Genomic DNA, 20,688 nt, shown 5'->3' on the forward strand with positions numbered 1-20,688 from the left:
AATCAGCGCCCAGGCTTGGAAAAAGCAGGTTCTTCAGCAAAAGTTATCCTTAGTCATGACAAGTTTCGATCATCCACCCAGAATTTTGTTTTTGTATGGCTCTTTACGAGAGCGTTCTTACAGCCGTTTATTAGCAGAAGAAGCCGCCAGAATCATCGAAGGTTTTGGTGCAGAAACCAGATTCTTTGACCCGCGTGAATTGCCGATTCACGGTAGCGTAGAAGCTGACCATCCGAAAGTTCAAGAATTGCGAAATTTAAGTTTGTGGTCTGAGGGACAAGTTTGGTCTAGTCCAGAGATGCACGGGAATATTACGGGCATTCTGAAAAACCAAATCGACTGGATTCCCCTAACTTTAGGGGCAGTGAGACCGACTCAAGGCAGAACTTTGGCTGTCATGCAGGTCAGCGGTGGTTCTCAGTCGTTTAACGCCGTTAATACCATGAGAATCTTAGGACGCTGGATGCGGATGTTTACCATCCCCAATCAGTCTTCTGTTGCCAAAGCGTACAACGAGTTTAACGAAGACGGAACGATGAAGGATTCCGCTTATCGCGATCGCGTTATCGACGTAATGGAAGAACTTTATAAGTTTACGCTACTACTCCGAGATCGAGTAGACTACTTGACGGATCGCTACAGCGAACGCAAGGAAAAAGCAGCAACTCAGCCGAGGTGATAACGACATCTCGCTTTTTAAAAACCTACCCTTGAAAGACCCCAGCCCCGCCCCGCGAACGGGGCGGGGTTCAATATTCCCCCTCCGTAGATGTCGAGGGGTTGGGGGTGGGGTTATGAGTGTGTATATTGCACTAAGCGTGAGAACCGCTATAGACCACTTCTAAGATTGTTCTCAGCTGATAATCAGCTTGCCAAGTTTTAATAATATCTAAGCTCAATACCTGACCTGTTTAATTGTAGTCATACAAGGGTATCAGGTTATATCCCTCTATCTTTTGGGCAAGTTCGGCAACAGCCGACGCATCTTGCCGAGGGTCAATGTACTGAGCTACAGGCACTGATTAGGATAGGACGATGAGTTATCCGAGTATCGCTGTATTTCAGAAAAAAATCAGAACAAAAAAATCACTGCAAAGGCGATCGCACTAGGCTCGGCACTTATGCTAGCATCTACTGCGACAGCAGCGACGCTTAAAGTTGTAATTGAGAATTTATTACCATAAAACAGTGTTTTTGTCACTTCCTTTTAGGAGATTGGCGGTAACTGGACTTGTTAAATCTAATTTTGAGTTGTCTATCTACTAATTTATTAGAAGATTCTGCCTAAAATGTCTGCCACAGTTACGGCACCTAATTTTTCGCGTGCCATTTATGCCTTATTCATGTTTGACAAGATGAGGCAAACAACCGTTTAGGCAGGAAGATTTGGCAGATGTCATTGTTATGACCAACGCAATCTTTGATAACCATGTTTCCTTGTTTAGGAGTACCCCATGATTAATCTTGAATCAACTCGTTCAACCGTAACACCCTTTAAACAAAAAATTGGTGCCCCGTTAACTAAAAGTAAAATTAGCGTTTTACAAATTAATTTGGGGAAACGCTGCAACCTTGCCTGTACTCACTGCCATGTAGAAGCAGGACCAAAACGAACTGAAGAACTAACCCCAGAAGTTTGTAATCAGCTAATTGAACTAATCTATAAATTTCCCCAAATCAAGATTGTTGACTTGACTGGGGGTGCCCCGGAAATGAACTATGGTTTTAAACCCCTGGTAGAGGCAGCAAGGGATGCAGGTAAACAAGTAATTGTGCGTTCTAACCTCACTATCTATTTTGAAAAGGGGTTTGAGTATCTTCCAGAATACTGTGCCAAACACCAAACAAGAATTGTTGCTTCCTTGCCATGCTATTTGGAAGACAATGTTGATAAAATGCGCGGTTCTGGGGTCTATAACGACTCAATTCAAGCGCTGCAATGTTTGAATCAGCAAGGTTATGGTCTTGACCCTAACTTAATCCTCGATCTGGTATACAATCCTCCAGTTCCGGCAACCGAAAAATTTTCTTTGACCCCTAATCAGGTAAATCTGGAACAAGATTACAAAGCTTATCTAAAAGAGCATTTTGACATTGTTTTCAACAGTTTGTTCACGATTACAAATTTACCAATTGGGCGAACAAAGTTTCATTTAGAACACAGAAAATTAATTAAGCCTTATTTACACTTTTTAGAGTCAAATTTCAATGGCAGCACCATTGAACATTTAATGTGTCGCGATGAACTTTCAATTGACTATCTGGGAAATGTCTATGATTGCGACTTTAACCAGATGGAAAATTTACCCGCGAAAAACCGTAATGGTGAAAAGCTGACAGTTGCCAAGATTTTGGAAGCTGGCAGCTTAGACATTATTGAAGAGATACAAACTGCATCTTACTGCTATGGTTGCACGGCTGGATGTGGTTCTAGCTGTGGGGGTGCCCTGATTTGAAACTAGGAAAATTGAAACCAGGAAAAAAAGTTAGATTCTCCCCGTTCTCAGTCAAGGCAAAGTTTATTCGCAAAACTTTATTTTGCCTGGATTTTATCGGATGAGAAATAAGATCAACCAAAGTGCTTCCCCAATGCTGAAACGTTGCAGCCAGTGGGTCAGAACGCTCAAAAGTCCCCCCTTGTGGATAGCGATCGCACTCTCGATCTGCTTTCTGCTCTGTATCTTTAGCCCCTTGAAACTTTTGTTGGATAAATCTTTCTTAGTTAGTCAGTTGGAAAGATTCGGCAGTTGGGCAGTCTGCCTGTTTATCCTGGTTTTTGCCCTGTCCAGCGCCATCGGCATCCCTGGAATTATGTTTCCTGTTGCGGCTGGTGCGGTTTTCGGTTTGGTCTGGGGAAGCCTTTGGTCGGTCATCGGCGCAACGCTGGGGGCAATTGGCGCATTTTTGGCGTCTCGCTATCTGCTGCGCGACTGGGCGGAACACCGATTTGGTCAACATCAAGCGTTGATGCGGTTCAATCAAGCCGTGACCCGTCAGCCTCTGGCTTTTGTGCTGGCGATCCGCTTTGCGCCAATCTCCCCCTTCACGGTGGTTAATTTCTTGTTGGGACTCACGCCTATCAGCTGGGTGCATTATTCAGTTGGCACGTTTATCGGAATTATTCCGGGGACGCTAGCTTATGCTTGGGTGGGGGTTACGGGTGAGCAAGCTTTGCAGGGAGGCGATCGCTTGCCCTTGCTACTAGCGCTCAGTTTTTTAACCCTCTTCTCTGTATTGCCTATTTTGGCTCGTAAAAAGACGCAACCAATTAACTGACGAATAAATTCAACAAATTCTTGGCAGCAGTTCTCACTATCAGTGGATGGGCGGTATGTCGCACTCTCGCTAGATTGGCTCTTATCGGACTGCGGACGTATCGGGAAGCTTCACGATGGACGGCAAAAACCTGACTGCGAATCTCCCTGAATTTGGCGATCTGAACTCGTCTAGCAGCGGCTCGGTGCAAATCACCAAGAGGTAGACTGTCGTTAAAGATTGGAAGATTCTTCGTTTTTTCCGCCCAAATACAATAACTAAGCCATCAGTTCTCTGGGGACTGATGGCTTGTCGTTAACAGCTAACAAGTAGCAACGAATTAAAATTCGCTGTCGTTATAGCCATTCACTGCACCAGGGTCTGTATCCTGCTTGGAACCGAGTAAATCCAGGCGCTCCACCTTAATGATGGGTGTAGAACGGTTGGATGCCTTATTATCGCTCCAAGTCTCTATTTTTAAGGAGCCTTGTACCCCTATCAGACTGCCCTTTCTCACATAGTTCGCAGCGACTTCCGCTGTCTTCCCCCACAGTTCCAGATTAAACCAGTCAGGCTGGTCGCTATTGCGCGTGCGACGGTTCACGGCTAATGTCAGCTTACACTTAACGCTACCTGACTCGAAGTACTTGACATCAGGATCTCCACCCACACGACCAACCAAATTCACAACGTTCAGGCTCATAAGATTAGTTAGTACGCTTGTACTGATTGTAGTGAATATACTTTAACCAATATTTAGATGATAGGTTCAAGTCAACTTTATCCTGATTTGCTCTTCTACTACTAGAATGATGCTTGGCAAGGGGAGCGTGGCGTTTTCACAGGATAAATTCGTCTACCTGACTAGACTCCGGGTAGAAAACGTAATAGAATCCACCTCGGTTCCATTTCCGTTAGAATTCCATCACACACAACAGCATTTCATTTTGGGGGCGTAGAAACGAGTGGGTCTTTTCAGTCGCTTTTCCTTATCCCGGGACATGGGTATCGACCTGGGCACTGCTAACACCCTGGTTTATGTGTCCGGCAAAGGCATTGTTCTCCAAGAACCCTCTGTGGTTGCTATGGATATGGACACAAAAACCCCGCTAGCCGTGGGCGAAGATGCCAAAAAAATGTTGGGAAGAACTCCCGGCAATGTGGTGGCCCTGCGCCCCCTGCGCGATGGTGTCATTGCAGATTTCGATGTCGCTGAGCTAATGCTTAAGCATTTTATTCAGCGAGTACATGAGGGAAGAGCCTTAGTTTCACCTCGTGTTGTCATTGGCATTCCTTCGGGTGTCACTGGCGTAGAACGACGAGCCGTGATGGAAGCAGCATCTCAGGCAGGTGCCAGGGATGTGTACTTGATAGATGAGCCGGTCGCTGCCGCCATTGGTGCTGGACTACCAGTGGCTGAGCCTACGGGCAACATGATCATTGATATTGGTGGCGGCACCACAGAAGTTGCCGTGCTTTCTTTACAAGGAACGGTTTTAAGTGAATCGGTGCGCGTGGCTGGCGACGAGCTTTCGGAAGCCATCATGCAGTACATGAAAAAAGTCCATAACTTGGTGATTGGGGAACGCACCTCTGAAGAAATCAAGATTCAGATTGGTTCTGCCTACCCTACCAGTTTTGATGAAGAAGCCATCATGGAAGTGCGAGGCTTACACCTGCTCTCTGGCTTGCCGCGCACTGTCACTATCAAGGGGCCAGAAATTCGGGAAAGTATGTCTGAACCGCTTTCAGTGATTGTGGATGCGGTGAAGCGAACCTTAGAGCGCACGCCACCTGAACTCGCAGCCGATATTATCGACAGGGGCATCATGCTGGCTGGCGGCGGTGCTTTGTTAAAGGGGCTAGACACGCTCATCAGCCACGAAACCGGCATTGTCACCCACGTAGCGGCAGATCCACTCTCGTGCGTGGTGCTGGGAACCGGGCGGGTGTTGGAGAATTTCAAACAGCTAGAGCGGGTGTTCAGCGGGCGATCGCGCCATATGTAGCAGTCATTAGTCGTTAGTCATTAGTCATTAGTCATTGGCAGTAGGCAATGAACTAAAGACTAAGGCTAGGGACTAGGGACTCAGGACTAAAAACTAAAGGGCTAAAGACAAATCGCTGATAGCTAAATGTTTACACTGCGTCGCTGGTGGGTTCGGCACGGAATACAAGTTATATTGGCTGGGCTAGCAATCGGAAGTGCCTGGGCAATTCGGGAGACTCAGGGAGCTGCTCTTTATGAGACTTACCAGTTGCTCACCCGTCCTTTTCAAATAGAACCCACGTCACAAGAGCGCATCGAGAATGCCCGCTTCCTAGAACTACAGGAGCGGTTAGTTGAACTCGAAAGCCAAAATCAGAAGTTAAAAGAGCTGTTGGGTTATGTTAAACAGAAAAAACAGCCAGGGATAGTCGCTCCGATTGCAGGACGTGGTGCCGATCATTGGTGGCAACAGATAACCCTCGGTCGAGGAAGTCAAGATGGGATCAAACCAGATTTCATCGTGATGGGTACGGGTGGCTTGGTCGGTCGCGTAACCAACGTGACTCCCCATAGCAGCAGGGTCTTACTGGTTAGCGATCCTAGCAGCCGGGTGGGGGTTGTAGTTAGCCGCAGCCGTTATATGGGCTATCTTCGGGGGCAAGGTTCTAACCGAGCAGTGATGCAGTTTTTTGATAAAGTTCCTGATGTCCGTCGGGGCGATGTCGTGGCAACATCATCTGTCAGTAAACTTTTTCCGTCAGGATTGCCGATAGGGCGAATAGAATCTGTAAATTTGGACAAAACTCCAGCGCCTGAAGCTGTGATTGAGTTGACAGCACCGATGAGTTCCTTGGAATGGGTGGTTGCGTACCCGAAATGAGGAATGAGGGGTTAGCTGTCATTAGGAAATAGCGATAGTAAATAGTGATTAGTCATTAGTAATAGACGATGGACTAACGACTAATCACAGATGACTCATGACCCATGACCCATGATCAATGTATCTGACTTGTCACCTTGGCCTCGTCAAATGCTTAACTGGGCAGTAACCATTGGTTCTGCCCTGTTATGCTTATTGGTCTTGCCGATGCGCCTACCGGGAATGGAATTGTTGGGAATTGGCCCCAACTGGTTGTTAATTTGGGTGGTCGCCTGGAGTTTGAAGCGAACAATGTTGCAAGGGGCGATCGCTGGTTTAGTGTTAGGACTGATCCAAGATGGGATGACATCCCCCGATCCCAGTCATGCCCTCAGTTTAGCAGTGGTAGGAATTTTGACCGCTCGGATTCAAAAGCAGCGGTATATTGAGGAAGATTTTATTTCGGTGGCGTTAATTGTTTTTGGGATGGCGGTTGTGGGGGAGACGGTGAGTGCAATTCAGTTCACGCTACAGGGCGATCGCGATCTAACCGCAATTTGGACATATCACCAGCGTATTGCCCTCTCCAGTGCCATCCTGAGCAGCCTTTGGGCACCTGTTGTTTACTATCCTCTAAATCGCTGGTGGCAGCAGATGAACCTGTTAGGGCAGTCTTCCAAGTAGTTTCTAGCCAATCGTCAATACTCAGTCTTCTGAGTATTGAGTGAGGACTATTGACGATTGACCAATGACCGATGACTCACTCCTAGCAGGTAATGAGCAACAGAAAGTAAATCGCTATGAATGAGGGTTGGTTGGAACTGTCGCAACCTTTGGCTGCTGCGAATGCCACAAGTCAGAGCGATGGTAGGAATCGAAAGCGCTTGTCCTGCTAAGATGTCTGCTTCTGTATCGCCGACCATCCAACAATCATCGGCGGTTTGCATCGGCGAACAATGTTCTGCGATCGCTGTGGTGAGAAGTTGCGTTTTCACTTCAGCGTAGTTTTGATAAGCAGCATGGCTGTCTTGAGTCCCGTAAATGCCACTAAACAAACGAGCCAAACCGTGATTCTGCAAGATTTGCAGAGCTTGGGATTGACATCGTAACGTCACTAACACTAGCTTGATGCCCTGAGAATGTAGCAATGCTAGCGCCCAGTTAACGCCTGGCTGCATTTTGTCTTTCTGTAACAGCGCCGGTTGATTGACGATGCTCACAACACGCTGCAAAAACACATCAATTTGCTCCCCCTGTAAGCCCGATCGCATTGCAATTTCCACATCTGGGACGCGATCTTGCTTCATTTGCCAGAACTGCTCTTTAGCCAATACCTGAAGATGCAGGATTTCTCCTTGCTCCTGGTATATCTCCTGAGTATCAGCGAGTGCAAGTTGATAGGTACTGTAATAGCGGTGGGAAACGTCCACCAGTGGGCCGTCAAAGTCGCAAAACACAGTCAGTTTTTGGAAATGAGGGGCAGCGGCTTGACGCCGGTAGGGCTGAGGTGGTTGCAAATCTGAGGCGGCGGGGCAGCAGTTCATAGGACGTTACGAATCCGAACTTTTTGATACGTTTATTTACATTAACAGGTGCGACATAAGTTGTCATGGGATTTAGCCCTCAAAATATATTAGACCTATTTATAGGGATATGTCGCGATCGCGTAAGTATCGGGGTGAAAATCGGGGTGAAAATCAAGATAACTACTGAAGGTGGGTAATCGCAAATTAGTGATTGGTTCCCCGACGGATGAATTTCTCAAAGCAAAGCACCATGAAACGGTGCTTATCGGCTCAGATGCGCCCCCCATATTCTGCTGTTGACAGGTAAACACGCGCTCCTCTTTTTTTGCAGGGATAATCCACCTAGCATCCCTCCCTAAGCCTGCTGCTGCTAAAGTAGGCTGGCTATTACACTCAGGTGTAGCCAGGACAGCAGCAAACTCATGGACAACTTTTCCGCAAACACCCAATCGGATGCACTCCAACAGGAGTCCCCTTTTACCTCCTTCGACCGCGCGATGATGCAGCGGTGTATAGAATTAGCTCGTCGCGCCTTGGGACAAACCGCGCCTAATCCCCTAGTGGGTTCTGTCATTGTCCAGGATGGGCAGATTGTGGGGGAAGGGTTTCATCCCGGTGCCGGTCATCCCCATGCAGAAGTCTTTGCGCTGCGGGACGCCGGTGAACGAGCCAAAAGAGCCACAATTTATGTAAATCTGGAACCTTGTAACCACTACGGACGGACGCCTCCCTGTTCGGAAGCGTTGGTAGCCGCAGGGGTGAACAAGGTGGTGGTGGGCATGGTAGACCCCGATCCGCGCGTATCGGGAGGAGGGATTGAGCGGTTACGAGCAGCGGGCATAGAAGTTGTGGTGGGCGTGGAAGAAGACGCCTGTCGGCAGCTAAATGAGGCTTTTATCCATCGCGTTCTCTACCAGCGTCCGTTTGGCATTTTAAAATACGCCATGACTTTGGATGGCAAAATTGCTACAACCACCGGACATAGTGCCTGGATCACCAGCCCGAATGCCCGCAATGAGGTACATCGAATGCGGGTGGCGTGTGATGCGGTGATCGTGGGCGGCAATACGGTGCGTCTGGATAACCCCCACTTGACTAGCCATCAGACAGAGGCACACAATCCCTTGCGGGTAGTCATGAGTCGCACGCTGGATTTGCCCGTCGAGGCTCATGTGTGGGAGACGGTGGAGGCTCCCACTTTAGTGCTAACAGAGGTGGGAGCTAATCCGGATTTTCAGCAGATGCTGTTGAAAAAGGGTGTGATGGTAGTGGAGCTGACTCCACTAACACCGACCAAGGCAATGGCGTACCTATATGAGCGTGGATTATCGAGCGTGCTGTGGGAATGTGGCGGCACTTTAGCAGCAAGCGCGATCGCAGAAGGGACAGTGCAAAAAATTCTTGCCTTCATTGCTCCCAAAATTGTCGGCGGCAGGTTGGCTCCTTCTCCTATTGGGGATTTGGGGTTTGCAAGCATGACAGAGGCACTCTCTTTAGAGCGCGTCTGTTGGCGAGCTGTCGGCTCAGATTGTCTGGTTGAAGGTTATTTACCCTTAGCAGTCAGTAGTCAATAGTCAGTGGTTATTGGTCATTACGTTAATGGCGAATAGCTAATTGTCAATTGCCATTCGCCATTAGCAAAGCTGATAGCTATCAAAATATGCTCGAAGTGATTGTGTGGAGCCTGTTGGTTGGAAGTTTTGGTCTGGAGGCAGTCATGGTAAGCGGATGGATGCGCTGGCAGCAGGTGAGTACAGGTCAGCAACATGAAGAAGAGGAAGAAACTTTAACTCGTTATGAATCTAAACAAGACGTGGCACCCGCAGAGCCGCCTTGTAATGGTTCCTCGCCACCGATATTTAAAGATCCGCGACTGATGGGCTGGGAATTTAAAATTGTGCGAGCTAAAAGCGATTTATTTCGCAATCCAACAGTTTTTCAAAAGCTGTGTGAAGAAGAGGCACAATCCGGCTGGATTTTGTTAGAGAAAATGGATGATCGGCGGGTGCGGTTCAAGCGACCGACTGCCATGCGGGACATGATTCCATCAGAATCTCTGGCTTATGACCCCTATCGCAGCCATTACGGGCCTGTATTGACGCGGCGTACCTGGGTGGCTGCGATCGCGGCTGTGATGGCGATAAGTTTACCGGCTTATTTGGGCTATGCCCTCGTGTCGGCAACGCTGGCGAATTCTTCACAGGTTAATCCACCAGCGGCACCCCCACCGGAGCCGCAGTCTTTCCCAAAGCGTCCGTTGGCACCCAAGTAGCTCTTCGGCTTCTAATAAATAATTGGCACTTTAGCAAGTAGAGACGCGATGTGGATCGCGTCTCTACTTGCTAATGGATTGTTAATTGGTTTCTTGCCAGACAGACTGACGCTCTTGAGCAAGATCCCGGATCAGGGATAGCTTTGAGTGCAGATAGTCAGTCATAATATTTGTTTCGTCGGAATTGAGCGATCGCTGTTGTTTCAGTTGCTTCAGCAGCCACTGTACTAGGCTGGCATCGTCTAACTTCAATAACATATTGGCCTGAGTAGTTTCAATTAAAGCCCAAAGCTGACGCAGCATTGTGGGAGTCATAAAACCTCCTATAAGCGGATAGCTGTTCTGAGTGCCGAATTGGCTAGGAACGAGTGTTATGTGGGTGGTGGGAGCAGATGGGTACGGCACACTGCCTCTTATTTAATTATTCCTTTAGCTTTCCACGATAACTTATCTGGTAATACCAAAATCGCGATCGCACAAGTTGCAACAAGAGTTACCAAATACTTAACAAAGCGAACAATAACTTGACAGGGACTCAAATGGAAAGTTAAGACAGTTCGGTGTTAACGATGGTTGAGAGCCTTCCAAGGTTGGCAAAAACCTCTAAAACGCCACCCTAACCCTCATGAAAAAATTAGGCTCCATAGGCGTTTCAGCGAGATAGAGCCAAGAAAGAGGCTAGAAGACTCGGCGATAAGTGTATTGGACATTCTGGAACCTCTTTCTGGGAACGCTAGTAGCACCAGGCGCTCTTCTCAGAATCTGCTGTTAAGCACGACAAACATTATTAAGGTATGCTTAACATAAAGTCTGATTCTAATTGCCTTGTAGAGGCTAAAAAGCTTTATAAACTCTTTCTGTCGATTAACACATTATTTGTCGTCTTAACAAATTATTGTCGCCGAAGTTGTCATGGCTAAAACCTTTACCCTTCAAAGGCTTTAGCCATTTTTAATGTGTTTTCCTCCAAAATCAATTTTAACACATTATTTGTCGTTATTTAAATAATTAACAATTTAGATGTCGCTTATTTGAAATTTACCTTTTCCAAATTTTCTACATTCCTTAACAAATAAAGTGTCGCTTTTTGGAAATAAACATGTATTATATTAATCAAGTGATTAATACAAATGTACTAAGTCGCGCTGTGTATTAGGTCTATTCACTTCTTTACCTCTGTAGGACGAGAACCAGAATGCTGATACCTAGCTCTCGTCGCTCTTAAACTCGGCGATGCTACACCGCTACTAATTCATGCTTTGACATAGAAGCCCGACTATGGAAGAAATGCCACTGATAGATCCTGGTGTTGAATCTCTTCTTTCTGATGAGGACAATGACCGAGAAGAAATCCAACAGAAAGAAGTAACAGAAGAAATTGCGATCGTAACTGAACTGTCAGACGAAGCAAAGTTCAGGATGGAAGTGATTCAAAGCCTGATTGCACCATGCGATCGCAAAACCTATGGGCAAAAATTAAAGGAAGCAGCGGACAAACTCGGAAAAACGGTTCGGACAGTACAGCGACTCGTTAACAAGTATCAGAAAGAAGGTTTATCGGCGATTACTGACACTGAGCGCTCCGATAAAGGCAATTACCGAATTGATCCTGACTGGCAAGATTTTATTATTAAAACCTTTAAGGAGGGGAATAAAGGTAGTAAAAAAATGACTCCGGCTCAAGTGGCAATTAGGGTACAAGCTAGAGCGGAGCAGCTAGGTTGCGAGAAATACCCTAGCCATATGAGTGTGTATAGGGTTCTTAATCCTATAATTGAGCGACAAGAACAGAAACAGAAGATACGAAATATTGGCTGGCGAGGGTCAAGAGTATCCCATAAGACTCGCGATGGGCAAACTCTGGACGTGCGGCATAGCAATCATGTCTGGCAGTGCGATCATACAAAATTAGACATCATGTTGGTGGATCAATATGGTGAACCTTTGGCTCGTCCTTGGCTAAGCAAAATCACCGACAGTTATTCTCGCTGCATCATGGGCATTCATTTAGGCTTCGATGCACCGAGTTCTCAAGTTGTTGCCTTAGCTTTGCGCCATGCAATTTTACCCAAGCACTATAGTTCTGAATTTAACCTTCATTGTGAGTGGGGAACTTATGGCATTCCAGAAAACTTGTTCACTGATGGTGGCAAGGATTTTCGTTCGGAGCATTTGAAGCAAATTGCTTTTGAACTTGGCTTTGAGTGCCATTTGCGCGATCGCCCTTCTGAAGGGGGTATAGAAGAACGGGGATTTGGGACAATTAATACTGATTTTCTAGCCGGGTTCTACGGATATTTAGGCTCAAACGTGCAGGAACGCTCAGAGAAAGCTGAGGAAGAAGCTTGCGTAACGCTACGGGAGATACATCTGCTATTGGTGCGCTACATCGTTGATAACTACAATCAGCGCATTGATGCCAGAACAAAAGATCAGACTCGTTTTGAACGGTGGGATGCAGGATTGCCTACTTTGCCGCCTGTAATTAAGGAGCGGGAATTAGATATTTGCCTGATGAAAAAAACTCGCCGCAGTATCTATAAAGGTGGGTATTTAAGCTTTGAAAATATCATGTATCGGGGTGATAGCCTGCCAGTTTACGCTGGTGAAACTGTAACCCTCCGATTTGACCCTAGAGATATCACCACCGTTTGGGTATACCGTTCGGAGATGGGAAAAGATGTATTTCTAACTGCTGCCCATGCTCTAGATTTAGAAACGGAGCAACTTTCTTTTGAAGATAATAAAGCGGCTAGTCGTAAACTGCGTAAGGCGGGGAAAGATATTAATAATAAATCTATCTTGGCAGAAGTCCGTGAGCGGGATGTTTTCATCAAGCAAAAGAAAAAAAGCCGACAGGAACGCAAAAAATCAGAACAAGCTCAGGTGCATCCTATTTACGAGTCACCTAAAAATATTCAATTAGAAGCGGTGGAATCTTCTGAAACACAGCCTGAAACTCAACCGCAACGTCCTAGAGTCTTTAACCTTGACCAACTCAGTAGAGATTACGATGAATAGTTTTTAAACCCTTAGGTATCCCTTGCTCACAAATATCAAAATTTATTTTAACGAAATTCTTGTTGTTTAAGATTTAAAAAAAAAACAATACTGATAATGACAGATACTAATTTGCAGAAATGGGTGCAAAAGTTATGGGGTGATGAGCCAATTGCTGAGGAATTGCAACCATTAATTAAGCGATTAATTACTCCAATCGTTGTAGAACTGGAACATATGCAACAGATCCATGAATGGTTGGATATGCAGCGCCTATCGAAACAGCCAGGGCGAATTGTGGCTCCTCCACGAGCAGGTAAGTCTATCACTTGCGATGTTTACAGGTTGCTAAATAAGCCACAGAAAAAACCAGGTAGGCGAGATATTGTACCCGTTTTGTATTTGCAAGCCCCTGGAGATTGTTCCGTAGGAGAATTATTAGGATTAATTCTTGAGCTTCTTAAGTATGGTGCAACTACGGGGAAAGTAACCGAACTTAGAAAAAGGGTTCAACGGGTTCTGAAGGAATCTCAGGTAGAGATGATTATTATTGATGAAGCCAATTTCCTTAAGCTGAATACGTTCAGCGAAATTGCCCGTATTTATGATTTGTTAAAAATTTCGATTATTCTGGTGGGTACAGATGGACTAGATAATTTAATCAAGCGAAATGAGTATATTCACGATCGCTTCATAGAGTGTTACCGCTTTGATGTCATATCGGAAAAGAAATTTCCCAAGATGGTAGAAATATGGGAACGGGAGATTGCTGACTTACCAGTGCCATCGAATCTTAACAGAGAAGAAACTTTAAAGCCTTTGTATACAAAAACAGGAGGTAAACTTGGTTTGCTAGATAAAGTAATCCGAAAAGCAGCAATTTTATCTTTAAAGAAAGGGTTGAAATCTATTGATAAAGCTACATTGCATGAAGTGCTGGAGCGATTTGAGTAGTGGAAACAGTTGAGGATAAACCTTGGTTTTTCCAAGTAGAACCTTTAGAAGGCGAAAGTATCAGCCATTTTTTAGGACGCTTTCGCCGGGATAATTATTTGACTCCTGGGGAATTAGGTAAACTGGCAGGCATTGGTTGGGTTGTCGGACGATGGGAAAAGTTTTACTTGAATCCCTTTCCTACAAAGCAAGAGTTAGAGGCTTTAGCCTCTATAGTGGGGGTGGAGATTGAAAGGCTGTATCAAATGCTGCCCTCGCAGGGTGTGGTAATGCAGCTTAAACCGATTCGTTTATGTGCAGCTTGTTATGGGGAGAACCCCTATCATCGGCTTGAGTGGCAGTTTAAGGAGCGATGGGGATGCGATCGCCACCAGTTGCGTTTGTTAGCAAAATGCACTAACTGTGAAACACCGTTCCCGGTTCCTGCGTTGTGGGTACACGGTGAATGTCCGCATTGTTTTCTGCCGTTTGCAACAATGGCGAAACGTCAAAAACTTTTGACAAGATGTGATAAATAGTTGAGTGCAATCCCTGAATAAAGATTGAGCAAAATCAGCGAGCATAAGGAGCTGCCTGGATTTATGATCCAGTAGCAGCAATGCCGTCGGAGAGGATAATGGATCTTTGTGTGCGAGAACAACAGCAAGAATGTTTGGAAACTGACCCGCGATTCCCGATTATGGAACTCTTGGGTCAGATTCGAGATACTTCTCCAGCTTCGTCTCGCAATACCTCTAATGGGGCGTTGGTAGGGGAGAGTTATACTCTCTTCAGTGCTGTTAGAAACGGATTGCCTCTATCCGACGTGCGTGCCAGCGTAGTGGCAGGAGAGGTGATTCAGAAGCGTTCCTACCAAACTCGTCGAAAAATTTGGGATGCGATCTCGCGTCGGTATCTTTCGGTGTGCGCTAAGTGGGTGGGGGGTTCCCTGGCTGAGGCTAGTGAGTCGGGATTACAATCAGCAGAGTACCTTTCTCTGGCATATCTATACTTTGCTCTGCGCGATCGCTTAGTGTTTGATTTTGTAACCCAGGTAGTTTCGGATAAGTGGCAGCGACAGGCAACGGCAATCGATCGCTATGATGTGCTGGATTTTTTAAAACAACAGGCTGATGAATTCCCTCAGATTAATCGATGGCGCGAAAGTACGCTTCAAAAACTGGCAAGTAATGCCCTGTCTTCGCTTAGGGATTTTGGTGTTCTTAGAGGCATTCGGAAAAAGTACATCCAACGACCAACGATTGCTTCAGAAACAGTTTTCCATCTGTTGTGCATTCTCATGGCAGAAGGTCTGAGGGGACAAGCTATCTTGTCAGCACCAGATTGGCGGCTGTTTCTCTGGTCTGAAACGGAGGTAGCCAGCGCTTTAAGCGAACTTGCCCAAAAACGGTGGATCAGGTTTGAAAGAGTGGGTAGAACCGTCATTCTAGAGATGATACGGATGCCGGAGGTTCCCAATGAGCCAAAGTAGGGATTGGCAGGGAACGTTGCGGGAGGCTGTTGAACAAATCAAAACCCGATACGAGTTTATTGGTCGTCAGACAGGTGCGTCGTTTTTAGGAGTCGTCTATCCGCCAGAGGTGGAATCGGCAGTCTTAAGAGAGTGGACAACGCTAACAAGTGGACTGGGATCGGAGTTTGACGTTAGAACCGTAGATGTTCTAGCGGTCACCATGTCAGTGGTTGATGAATTGGGTAGTGAGGCGATCGCAGACACACTTGCTGCTCCGATGCCCGGTTCTAACCCGGAAGCTGAGTTGGGTCAGATGTGGGTGAGGGCAGTAGTCGAGCAGGTCAAGCAAGTTTTGTCCCAGCCATCTACTACCAAGCTTGTAGTGGTGTTGGAGCATTTGAGCGCTCTTTATCCAGTAACAAGCCCCCAGGCGGTGATGAAAACTCTGGAGGAAGGTGGAGTAGAGGGACTAGTGGTTTTTTTGATTCCTGGCAGGCTTAAAAGCAGAAACGTGTACTTTTTCATCAATCAACGGGAACACTCTATGTATAGAGGTGACCTTATTTAAAACAGGAGTCCTAAAGGGCGGCTATGCGAATTCGAGAAATATTTCAAACTCCCGTTGAGGAAGATATTGAACCCGTTGTTAAAGTGGGGGAACGCCAAGATGACACGAAGCTAGCCGCTGAAATTGGTAGCTATGTTGTTACACCAACCATCGAACGCTATATCGATGACTTGCTGGAACATTATACTGATACGTTACGGTTAAAGACTGGTGAAATCGGTGTCTGGATCTCTGGCTATTTTGGTTCAGGAAAGTCCTACTTTGCCAAGATTGCAGCACTTCTGATTGAAAACCCTATCCTTGACGGTTACTCAGCCTCTGAGCGATTTAAAGCTCGGATCGTTAACGCTCCAAGGCAAGCTTCCATTACAGCGAGTCTTTCCCGGCTTCCCCAATGCGATACGCAAGTGTTAGCGTTCAATATCAATGCGTTAACTGAAGGTGAAACGACGCCGACGCCCCTGCCTAAGATCTTGCTATCTCAGTATTACCTCGCCAAAGGATACGGAACCAATTTAGTTTATGCCCGTGTCATTGAGGCAGAACTGGACAAGCGAGGCAAGCTGTCTGAGCTTCACAGCACCATCGAACGGCTGGCAAAGAAACCTTGGCAAGAACTGCAAAAGAATCTAGCTTATCACTCGAAACATCTTTATCAGGCAGTTTGTGAAGTAGCCCCCGATGCCTTTTCTTCACCACAAGAGGTGGAAAAAGCACTGACGATAGCACAACAGGGAGACCTCTACAATATTCAGTTTTTTGTCCAAACTGTCCTTGATGAGCTAGAAACCCGTCAGCGGGATTTGGGGAAACCCTGCCGTCTAGTGCTGGTTTTAGATGAAACTGGGCAGTGGATTGGGGAGGATAGGGATCGCCTTAATCACCTACAAGCCCTCATTGAGGAAGCGGCAGAGAAAGCTCAGGGCAAGATTTGGGTGTTTGTGACCACTCATGAAGATATGGGAGCTGTGCTTCAAAATGCTCGTACACGTCCAGCCGATATCAAAAGACTCGAAGGGCGATTTCGCTTCAAATTTAGTTTGACGACAGAAAATATCGAACTCGTTTTAGAAGATAGGATTTTTAGAAAAAATTTGGCTGGGAAAAATGCCGTAATAGAAGCTTATAACGAGAATCCAGGAATTCTGCGTGATTTGGGAGAGTTGAAAAATACCAGTCAGAAATTGCCAGAATGTAGCGAGGAGCGGTTTACAACCTTTTATCCGTTTCTGCCTTACCAAATTCATTTGATTCCAGAAGTGGTCAAAAGCTTGCGACGTGCAGGGGGTCGTGGAGAGGAATTATCGGGTTCAACCAGAACACTCATAGGAATTACTCAGGATATTTTACGTAAGGGACGACGTACTTATCTCGATCAAACTGTTGGAGAAATCGTTTCTTTTGATGAAATCTACAGTAACTTGTCTATAGCTGGAGATCAGCAAGTAGAAGTAACCCCGGATGTCCGGCGAGAGATGGGACGGATTGAGAGGGATGTTCTAGGGGCAACTACCTTAACGCGCCGAGTAGCTGAGGTACTCTACTTAATTCGTGACATTGCTTTTATCCCTAAAACGATTGATAATCTTGCTCGTTTGCTAGCCGAACACACCACAGATGACCTGACTTCGATTAGTAACTGGGTAAAACCAGAACTAGACAAGCTGATAAAGGCGAAAATGGTTGCCAAGCTTGGTGAAGAGTATGAGTTCTTGACGGGTGAGCGGCGCACATTTGAGGAAGAAGTGGGGGGTGAATCGGGAGAACTTCGAGTTCCTGATTTAGAAAAAGGATTAGCTAAATTTGCCAGTGCAGATGTTTTGGGATTTCCCAAAATTCCGTTTAAGGGAACAGAATTTCCGATCAAGATTTACTTTGACGATAATTTAGTCAGCAAAGATGGGTTTGTCGAGCTTCGAGTTTATTCTCCGCTAGCTGCGTTCTCAACCAATGTTGCTGAGTTAGAAAATCAAAGCCTTAACTCCGAAGCAAAACAAACCGTTTTTGTCTTGTGCGATCGCGTTGCTGGATTTGATGAGCAATTGCGCTATTACTTAGCGATGCAAGCGGTTGTCGATCGCTGGAAGGGCGATCCGTACAAGTCTGAGGAGGCGCGGAAATTAGCCTCCGAGCGCGAGTCCAATGACTTGAAGAAGCTGCGAGGGCATGTGCAAAAAGGTATTCAAGAGGGACTCAGACAAGCACGCATCGTTTTCCGGGGCGCAACGCGCACGGTTTCCGCTAGAGCGGGACAGAAGCCAGGAGAAGCGGTACGGGCGGAAGTCGCAGCGTTTTTTCCCACGCTGTACCCGAAATATGAGAAGGTTACTGTTCGCATTATCAATGAAGGCAAAGCGATCGCAGATGTCTTGAACGGTTCTAAGAACCTCAGTGCTGACGTTCAGGAACTGAAGATTTTTGATAAAGCCGGACAAATCGATTTGCAATGTCCGTTGCTCGATACGATTCGTGTCTTTCTTTTAGCTCGTCAGAGTCAAAATGAGCGGACGCTGGGGAGAGATTTGTTGGATGAGTTTGTTAAGCCTCCTTATGGTTGGGATGGAAATGCGGTTCGCGTGGGGGTAGCAGCCCTTGTTCGGGCGGGAGCCATGCGGGTTCTAATTAATAAGAAGGCTTACACGAATCCCGTAGATGCTGAACTCCAGAATGCCCTAAGAAACAGCCGCAGCTTTAACACAGTAGATCTGGTTCTAGAAGAGACTGAGCTTAACCCGGACGTTTTGACCGATGTCCGCAAGATATTGTTTAAGTTAACGGGAAATCGCAAGGTTGACGAGACTCCTGCGGCACTCTCGGAGGAGATGGAGAAATTTGGTACGGAGATTTTAGAGAAGGCTACAGCAGCAGCACTTTGGGCAGAACCAGCGAAACTGCCCTTACCTGCTGATTTCCAGCAGGGGAAAGATGTGTTTGACAAGATTTTAGCATTATCTAACCCAATGCATCGGGTGAATGAAATTCACGTTCATCAAGAGCATCTGAAAACGTATGCCAATGCAATTGTGCGAGTGTCTGACTTTGTGGAGAAATGGCGCAAGGCATTTACAGAAATGCGTGATTTTGCCGCATCTATTACTACGGTTGACTATCGACTCCCCAAAAATAGCACCAGTGCTGCTTTTCTAAGTAACTGGAAGACAGCGATCGCAGATGCCACGATTACAGACAGCTCGGTTTGGAAGGGCTTACAAAATGACCAAGCCGCAGCCCTTTTGGATTGGAAAAAAATCCTTAATGATTGGCGCAATGAGGCGCGAACTCTCGCGCAGGAAGCCATTGACCAATTGCCCCAAAAGCTAGCTGACAACAATTTATCCGTTGATGAACTGCAAGACTCCCTGGCTTCAGAACTCAATCAGTTTCTTGCCGCGCTGGATGAAAATAAGGAAGTTGCTCATATTGCCTCACTTTCAGACCAGGCGAGAAGTTTAATTCGTAAGTTAGAGGCAGCGATTGAGGAAGAACGGCTCTCTCGTGTCCCTAAAACACCAACAGAAGAAACCAAGCCGACTCAGCCAGTTAATTGGGTACCCGATACCAAGAATGGCAATGATCCAAACCAGTCATCGTTTAAGTTGATTCGCGTTCCAGAGGTTGCCAAGAAAACTCGGATTAAGACGGTGGAAGAATGGGAACAGGTGCGAGATGCGCTGGATGCAGCCGTGAGGCAGGAACTGGAAAACGGGAATGAAGTGGAGTTGGGATGAAGTCATTTGAACAAGGCTTCATTGAACAACCGCCGATTACCCAACAGCTCCTTCAGACGATTCGCCTGATTGGGGAATATAAAGGTAAGCAGGAGTTGTTCAAAGAGCAAGCCCCCCAAGCCCTGGAAACCTTGCGTCAAGCTGCCGTTATTCAGAGTACTGAGTCTTCTAACCGCATAGAAGGCATCACTGCCCCTTTGGAACGCATCAAGCAATTGGTGGCTGAGAAAACGACGCCCCGCGATCGCTCGGAACAGGAAATAGCTGGCTACCGGGATGTGTTAAACACAATTCACGCCAGCTATGCTCATATCCCGTTTACTACGGGTGTAGTTTTACAACTACATCGCGATCTTTACCAGTTTTCAGTGCCTCAGGGTGGACGCTGGAAGACGGCTAATAATGAAATTAGTGAAACTCGTCCTGATGGCACGAAATTTCTGAGATTTCAGCCTGTTCCAGCCTTTGAAACTCCAGAGGCAATGGAACGCTTGCACGAACGGTTCAACTACCTTTGGCAGTCCGGTGAATTTGAGCCATTGCTGCTAATTCCTAGTTATGTTCTGGATTTCTTGTGCATTCACCCATTTTTAGATGGGAATGGGCGGATGGCTCGGCTTCTCACTTTGTTGCTGCTATACCAAGCGGGTTACGAGGTGGGACGGTTTATTAGCTTGGAGCGGATTGTGGAGGACACTAAGCAAAGCTATTACGATACGCTCTACCAGTGCTCGCAAAACTGGCATCAGGGGCAACATAGCTTATTGCCCTGGTACTCCTATTTTCTGGGAGTGGTGCTGTCGGCGTATCGGGAATTTGAGCAACGGGTTGGATTGGTTACGACTACGCGAGGGGCTAAACGGGAAATGATTCTGGATACAGTGCAGCGGTTGCCAAACCAGTTTCAATTTGCTGATTTGGAACGCGCTTGCCCCGGTGTTAGCCGTCCTACCATCAACCGAGCTTTGGCAGAGTTGCGGAAGACAAATCAAATTCGTTGTATCAAGCCTGGACGTGATGCTGTCTGGGAAAAAATATGATCGCGATCTAATTAATATGATCATCAAGGGTGATTGCGATCAT

19 protein-coding genes are annotated in these 20,688 nt (G+C 46.5%); 15 read left to right on the forward strand and 4 right to left on the reverse strand.

Translation table 11 applies throughout. The features are described 5' to 3' along the window. Window positions 1-55: 55 nt before the first annotated feature. From arsH to H6H02_RS09755, 3 genes are all read left to right on the forward strand, one after another. Window positions 56-679 (forward strand): arsenical resistance protein ArsH, encoded by a 624-nt coding sequence (gene arsH, locus H6H02_RS09745; RefSeq protein ID WP_190817020.1) that lies wholly within the window; start codon window positions 56-58, stop codon window positions 677-679. A 775-nt stretch (window positions 680-1,454) separates the two neighbouring features. Next, window positions 1,455-2,456, forward strand: a complete 1,002-nt coding sequence (gene arsS / locus H6H02_RS09750) for an arsenosugar biosynthesis radical SAM (seleno)protein ArsS (RefSeq protein WP_190817022.1) — start codon at window positions 1,455-1,457, stop codon at window positions 2,454-2,456. A 100-nt stretch (window positions 2,457-2,556) separates the two neighbouring features. Then, a complete protein-coding gene (locus H6H02_RS09755) occupies window positions 2,557-3,276 on the forward strand; it encodes a TVP38/TMEM64 family protein (protein WP_242040642.1) in 720 nt (239 codons plus the stop codon). 319 nt (window positions 3,277-3,595) lie between these two features. Here H6H02_RS09755 and H6H02_RS09760 read toward each other — a convergent pair whose 3' ends face one another. Further along, window positions 3,596-3,958 (reverse strand): single-stranded DNA-binding protein, encoded by a 363-nt coding sequence (locus H6H02_RS09760; protein ID WP_190817024.1) that lies wholly within the window; start codon window positions 3,956-3,958, stop codon window positions 3,596-3,598. A 298-nt stretch (window positions 3,959-4,256) separates the two neighbouring features. Between H6H02_RS09760 and H6H02_RS09765 the strand changes: the two genes are divergently transcribed. The 3 genes from H6H02_RS09765 (at window position 4,257) to mreD (ending at window position 6,788) form a co-directional block, all read left to right on the forward strand. Next, window positions 4,257-5,264, forward strand: a complete 1,008-nt coding sequence (locus H6H02_RS09765; RefSeq protein ID WP_190817026.1) for a rod shape-determining protein — start codon at window positions 4,257-4,259, stop codon at window positions 5,262-5,264. 126 nt (window positions 5,265-5,390) lie between these two features. Next, window positions 5,391-6,125: a rod shape-determining protein MreC gene (mreC, locus tag H6H02_RS09770; protein ID WP_190817028.1), complete on the forward strand. Its 735-nt coding sequence runs from the start codon at window positions 5,391-5,393 to the stop codon at window positions 6,123-6,125. A 111-nt stretch (window positions 6,126-6,236) separates the two neighbouring features. Continuing rightward, complete coding sequence (gene mreD / locus H6H02_RS09775) at window positions 6,237-6,788, forward strand: rod shape-determining protein MreD (protein WP_190817031.1); 552 nt, start codon at window positions 6,237-6,239, stop codon at window positions 6,786-6,788. Window positions 6,789-6,835: 47 nt separating this feature from the next. Here the strand turns inward: mreD and H6H02_RS09780 are convergent, their stop codons facing one another. After that, window positions 6,836-7,648: an HAD family hydrolase gene (locus H6H02_RS09780; RefSeq protein WP_190817032.1), complete on the reverse strand. Its 813-nt coding sequence runs from the start codon at window positions 7,646-7,648 to the stop codon at window positions 6,836-6,838. 95 nt (window positions 7,649-7,743) lie between these two features. Beyond that, a complete protein-coding gene (locus tag H6H02_RS09785; RefSeq protein WP_190817034.1) occupies window positions 7,744-8,079 on the reverse strand; it encodes a hypothetical protein in 336 nt (111 codons plus the stop codon). 48 nt (window positions 8,080-8,127) lie between these two features. Here H6H02_RS09785 and ribD point away from each other — a divergent pair, with 48 nt between their 5' ends. Beyond that, window positions 8,128-9,204 (forward strand): bifunctional diaminohydroxyphosphoribosylaminopyrimidine deaminase/5-amino-6-(5-phosphoribosylamino)uracil reductase RibD, encoded by a 1,077-nt coding sequence (ribD, locus tag H6H02_RS09790; protein WP_347342594.1) that lies wholly within the window; start codon window positions 8,128-8,130, stop codon window positions 9,202-9,204. Window positions 9,205-9,251: 47 nt separating this feature from the next. Next, window positions 9,252-9,902 (forward strand): hypothetical protein, encoded by a 651-nt coding sequence (locus tag H6H02_RS09795; protein WP_242040643.1) that lies wholly within the window; start codon window positions 9,252-9,254, stop codon window positions 9,900-9,902. A gap of 81 nt (window positions 9,903-9,983) precedes the next feature. Here H6H02_RS09795 and H6H02_RS09800 read toward each other — a convergent pair whose 3' ends face one another. Further along, the gene (locus H6H02_RS09800) at window positions 9,984-10,217 is read right to left on the reverse strand and encodes a hypothetical protein (RefSeq protein WP_190817036.1); all 234 of its coding nucleotides are present in this window, start codon (window positions 10,215-10,217) and stop codon (window positions 9,984-9,986) included. A 963-nt stretch (window positions 10,218-11,180) separates the two neighbouring features. Here H6H02_RS09800 and H6H02_RS09805 point away from each other — a divergent pair. The 7 genes from H6H02_RS09805 (at window position 11,181) to H6H02_RS09835 (ending at window position 20,645) form a co-directional block, all read left to right on the forward strand. Then, window positions 11,181-12,923, forward strand: a complete 1,743-nt coding sequence (locus H6H02_RS09805; protein ID WP_190817037.1) for a Mu transposase C-terminal domain-containing protein — start codon at window positions 11,181-11,183, stop codon at window positions 12,921-12,923. A 123-nt stretch (window positions 12,924-13,046) separates the two neighbouring features. After that, a complete protein-coding gene (locus H6H02_RS09810) occupies window positions 13,047-13,856 on the forward strand; it encodes a TniB family NTP-binding protein (protein WP_199329082.1) in 810 nt (269 codons plus the stop codon). Continuing rightward, window positions 13,856-14,374, forward strand: a complete 519-nt coding sequence (locus tag H6H02_RS09815; RefSeq protein ID WP_190817039.1) for a TniQ family protein — start codon at window positions 13,856-13,858, stop codon at window positions 14,372-14,374. Before H6H02_RS09810 ends, H6H02_RS09815 begins: the two co-directional genes overlap by 1 nt. 98 nt (window positions 14,375-14,472) lie before the next feature. Continuing rightward, the gene (locus H6H02_RS09820) at window positions 14,473-15,327 is read left to right on the forward strand and encodes a BrxA family protein (protein ID WP_190817041.1); all 855 of its coding nucleotides are present in this window, start codon (window positions 14,473-14,475) and stop codon (window positions 15,325-15,327) included. Beyond that, a complete protein-coding gene (locus tag H6H02_RS09825) occupies window positions 15,314-15,877 on the forward strand; it encodes a hypothetical protein (protein WP_190817043.1) in 564 nt (187 codons plus the stop codon). The genes H6H02_RS09820 and H6H02_RS09825 overlap by 14 nt, the downstream gene beginning before the upstream one ends. Window positions 15,878-15,900: 23 nt before the next feature. Then, window positions 15,901-19,605, forward strand: coding sequence for a BREX system P-loop protein BrxC (gene brxC, locus H6H02_RS09830; protein WP_190817045.1), 3,705 nt, complete (start codon window positions 15,901-15,903; stop codon window positions 19,603-19,605). Beyond that, on the forward strand, window positions 19,602-20,645 hold the full coding sequence (locus tag H6H02_RS09835) for a Fic family protein (protein ID WP_190817047.1): 1,044 nt from the start codon (window positions 19,602-19,604) through the stop codon (window positions 20,643-20,645). The genes brxC and H6H02_RS09835 overlap by 4 nt, the downstream gene beginning before the upstream one ends. Window positions 20,646-20,688: the final 43 nt, after the last annotated feature.

The sequence above is a fragment of the Coleofasciculus sp. FACHB-1120 genome (assembly GCF_014698845.1).
Taxonomy (GTDB): Bacteria; Cyanobacteriota; Cyanobacteriia; order Cyanobacteriales; family FACHB-T130; genus FACHB-T130.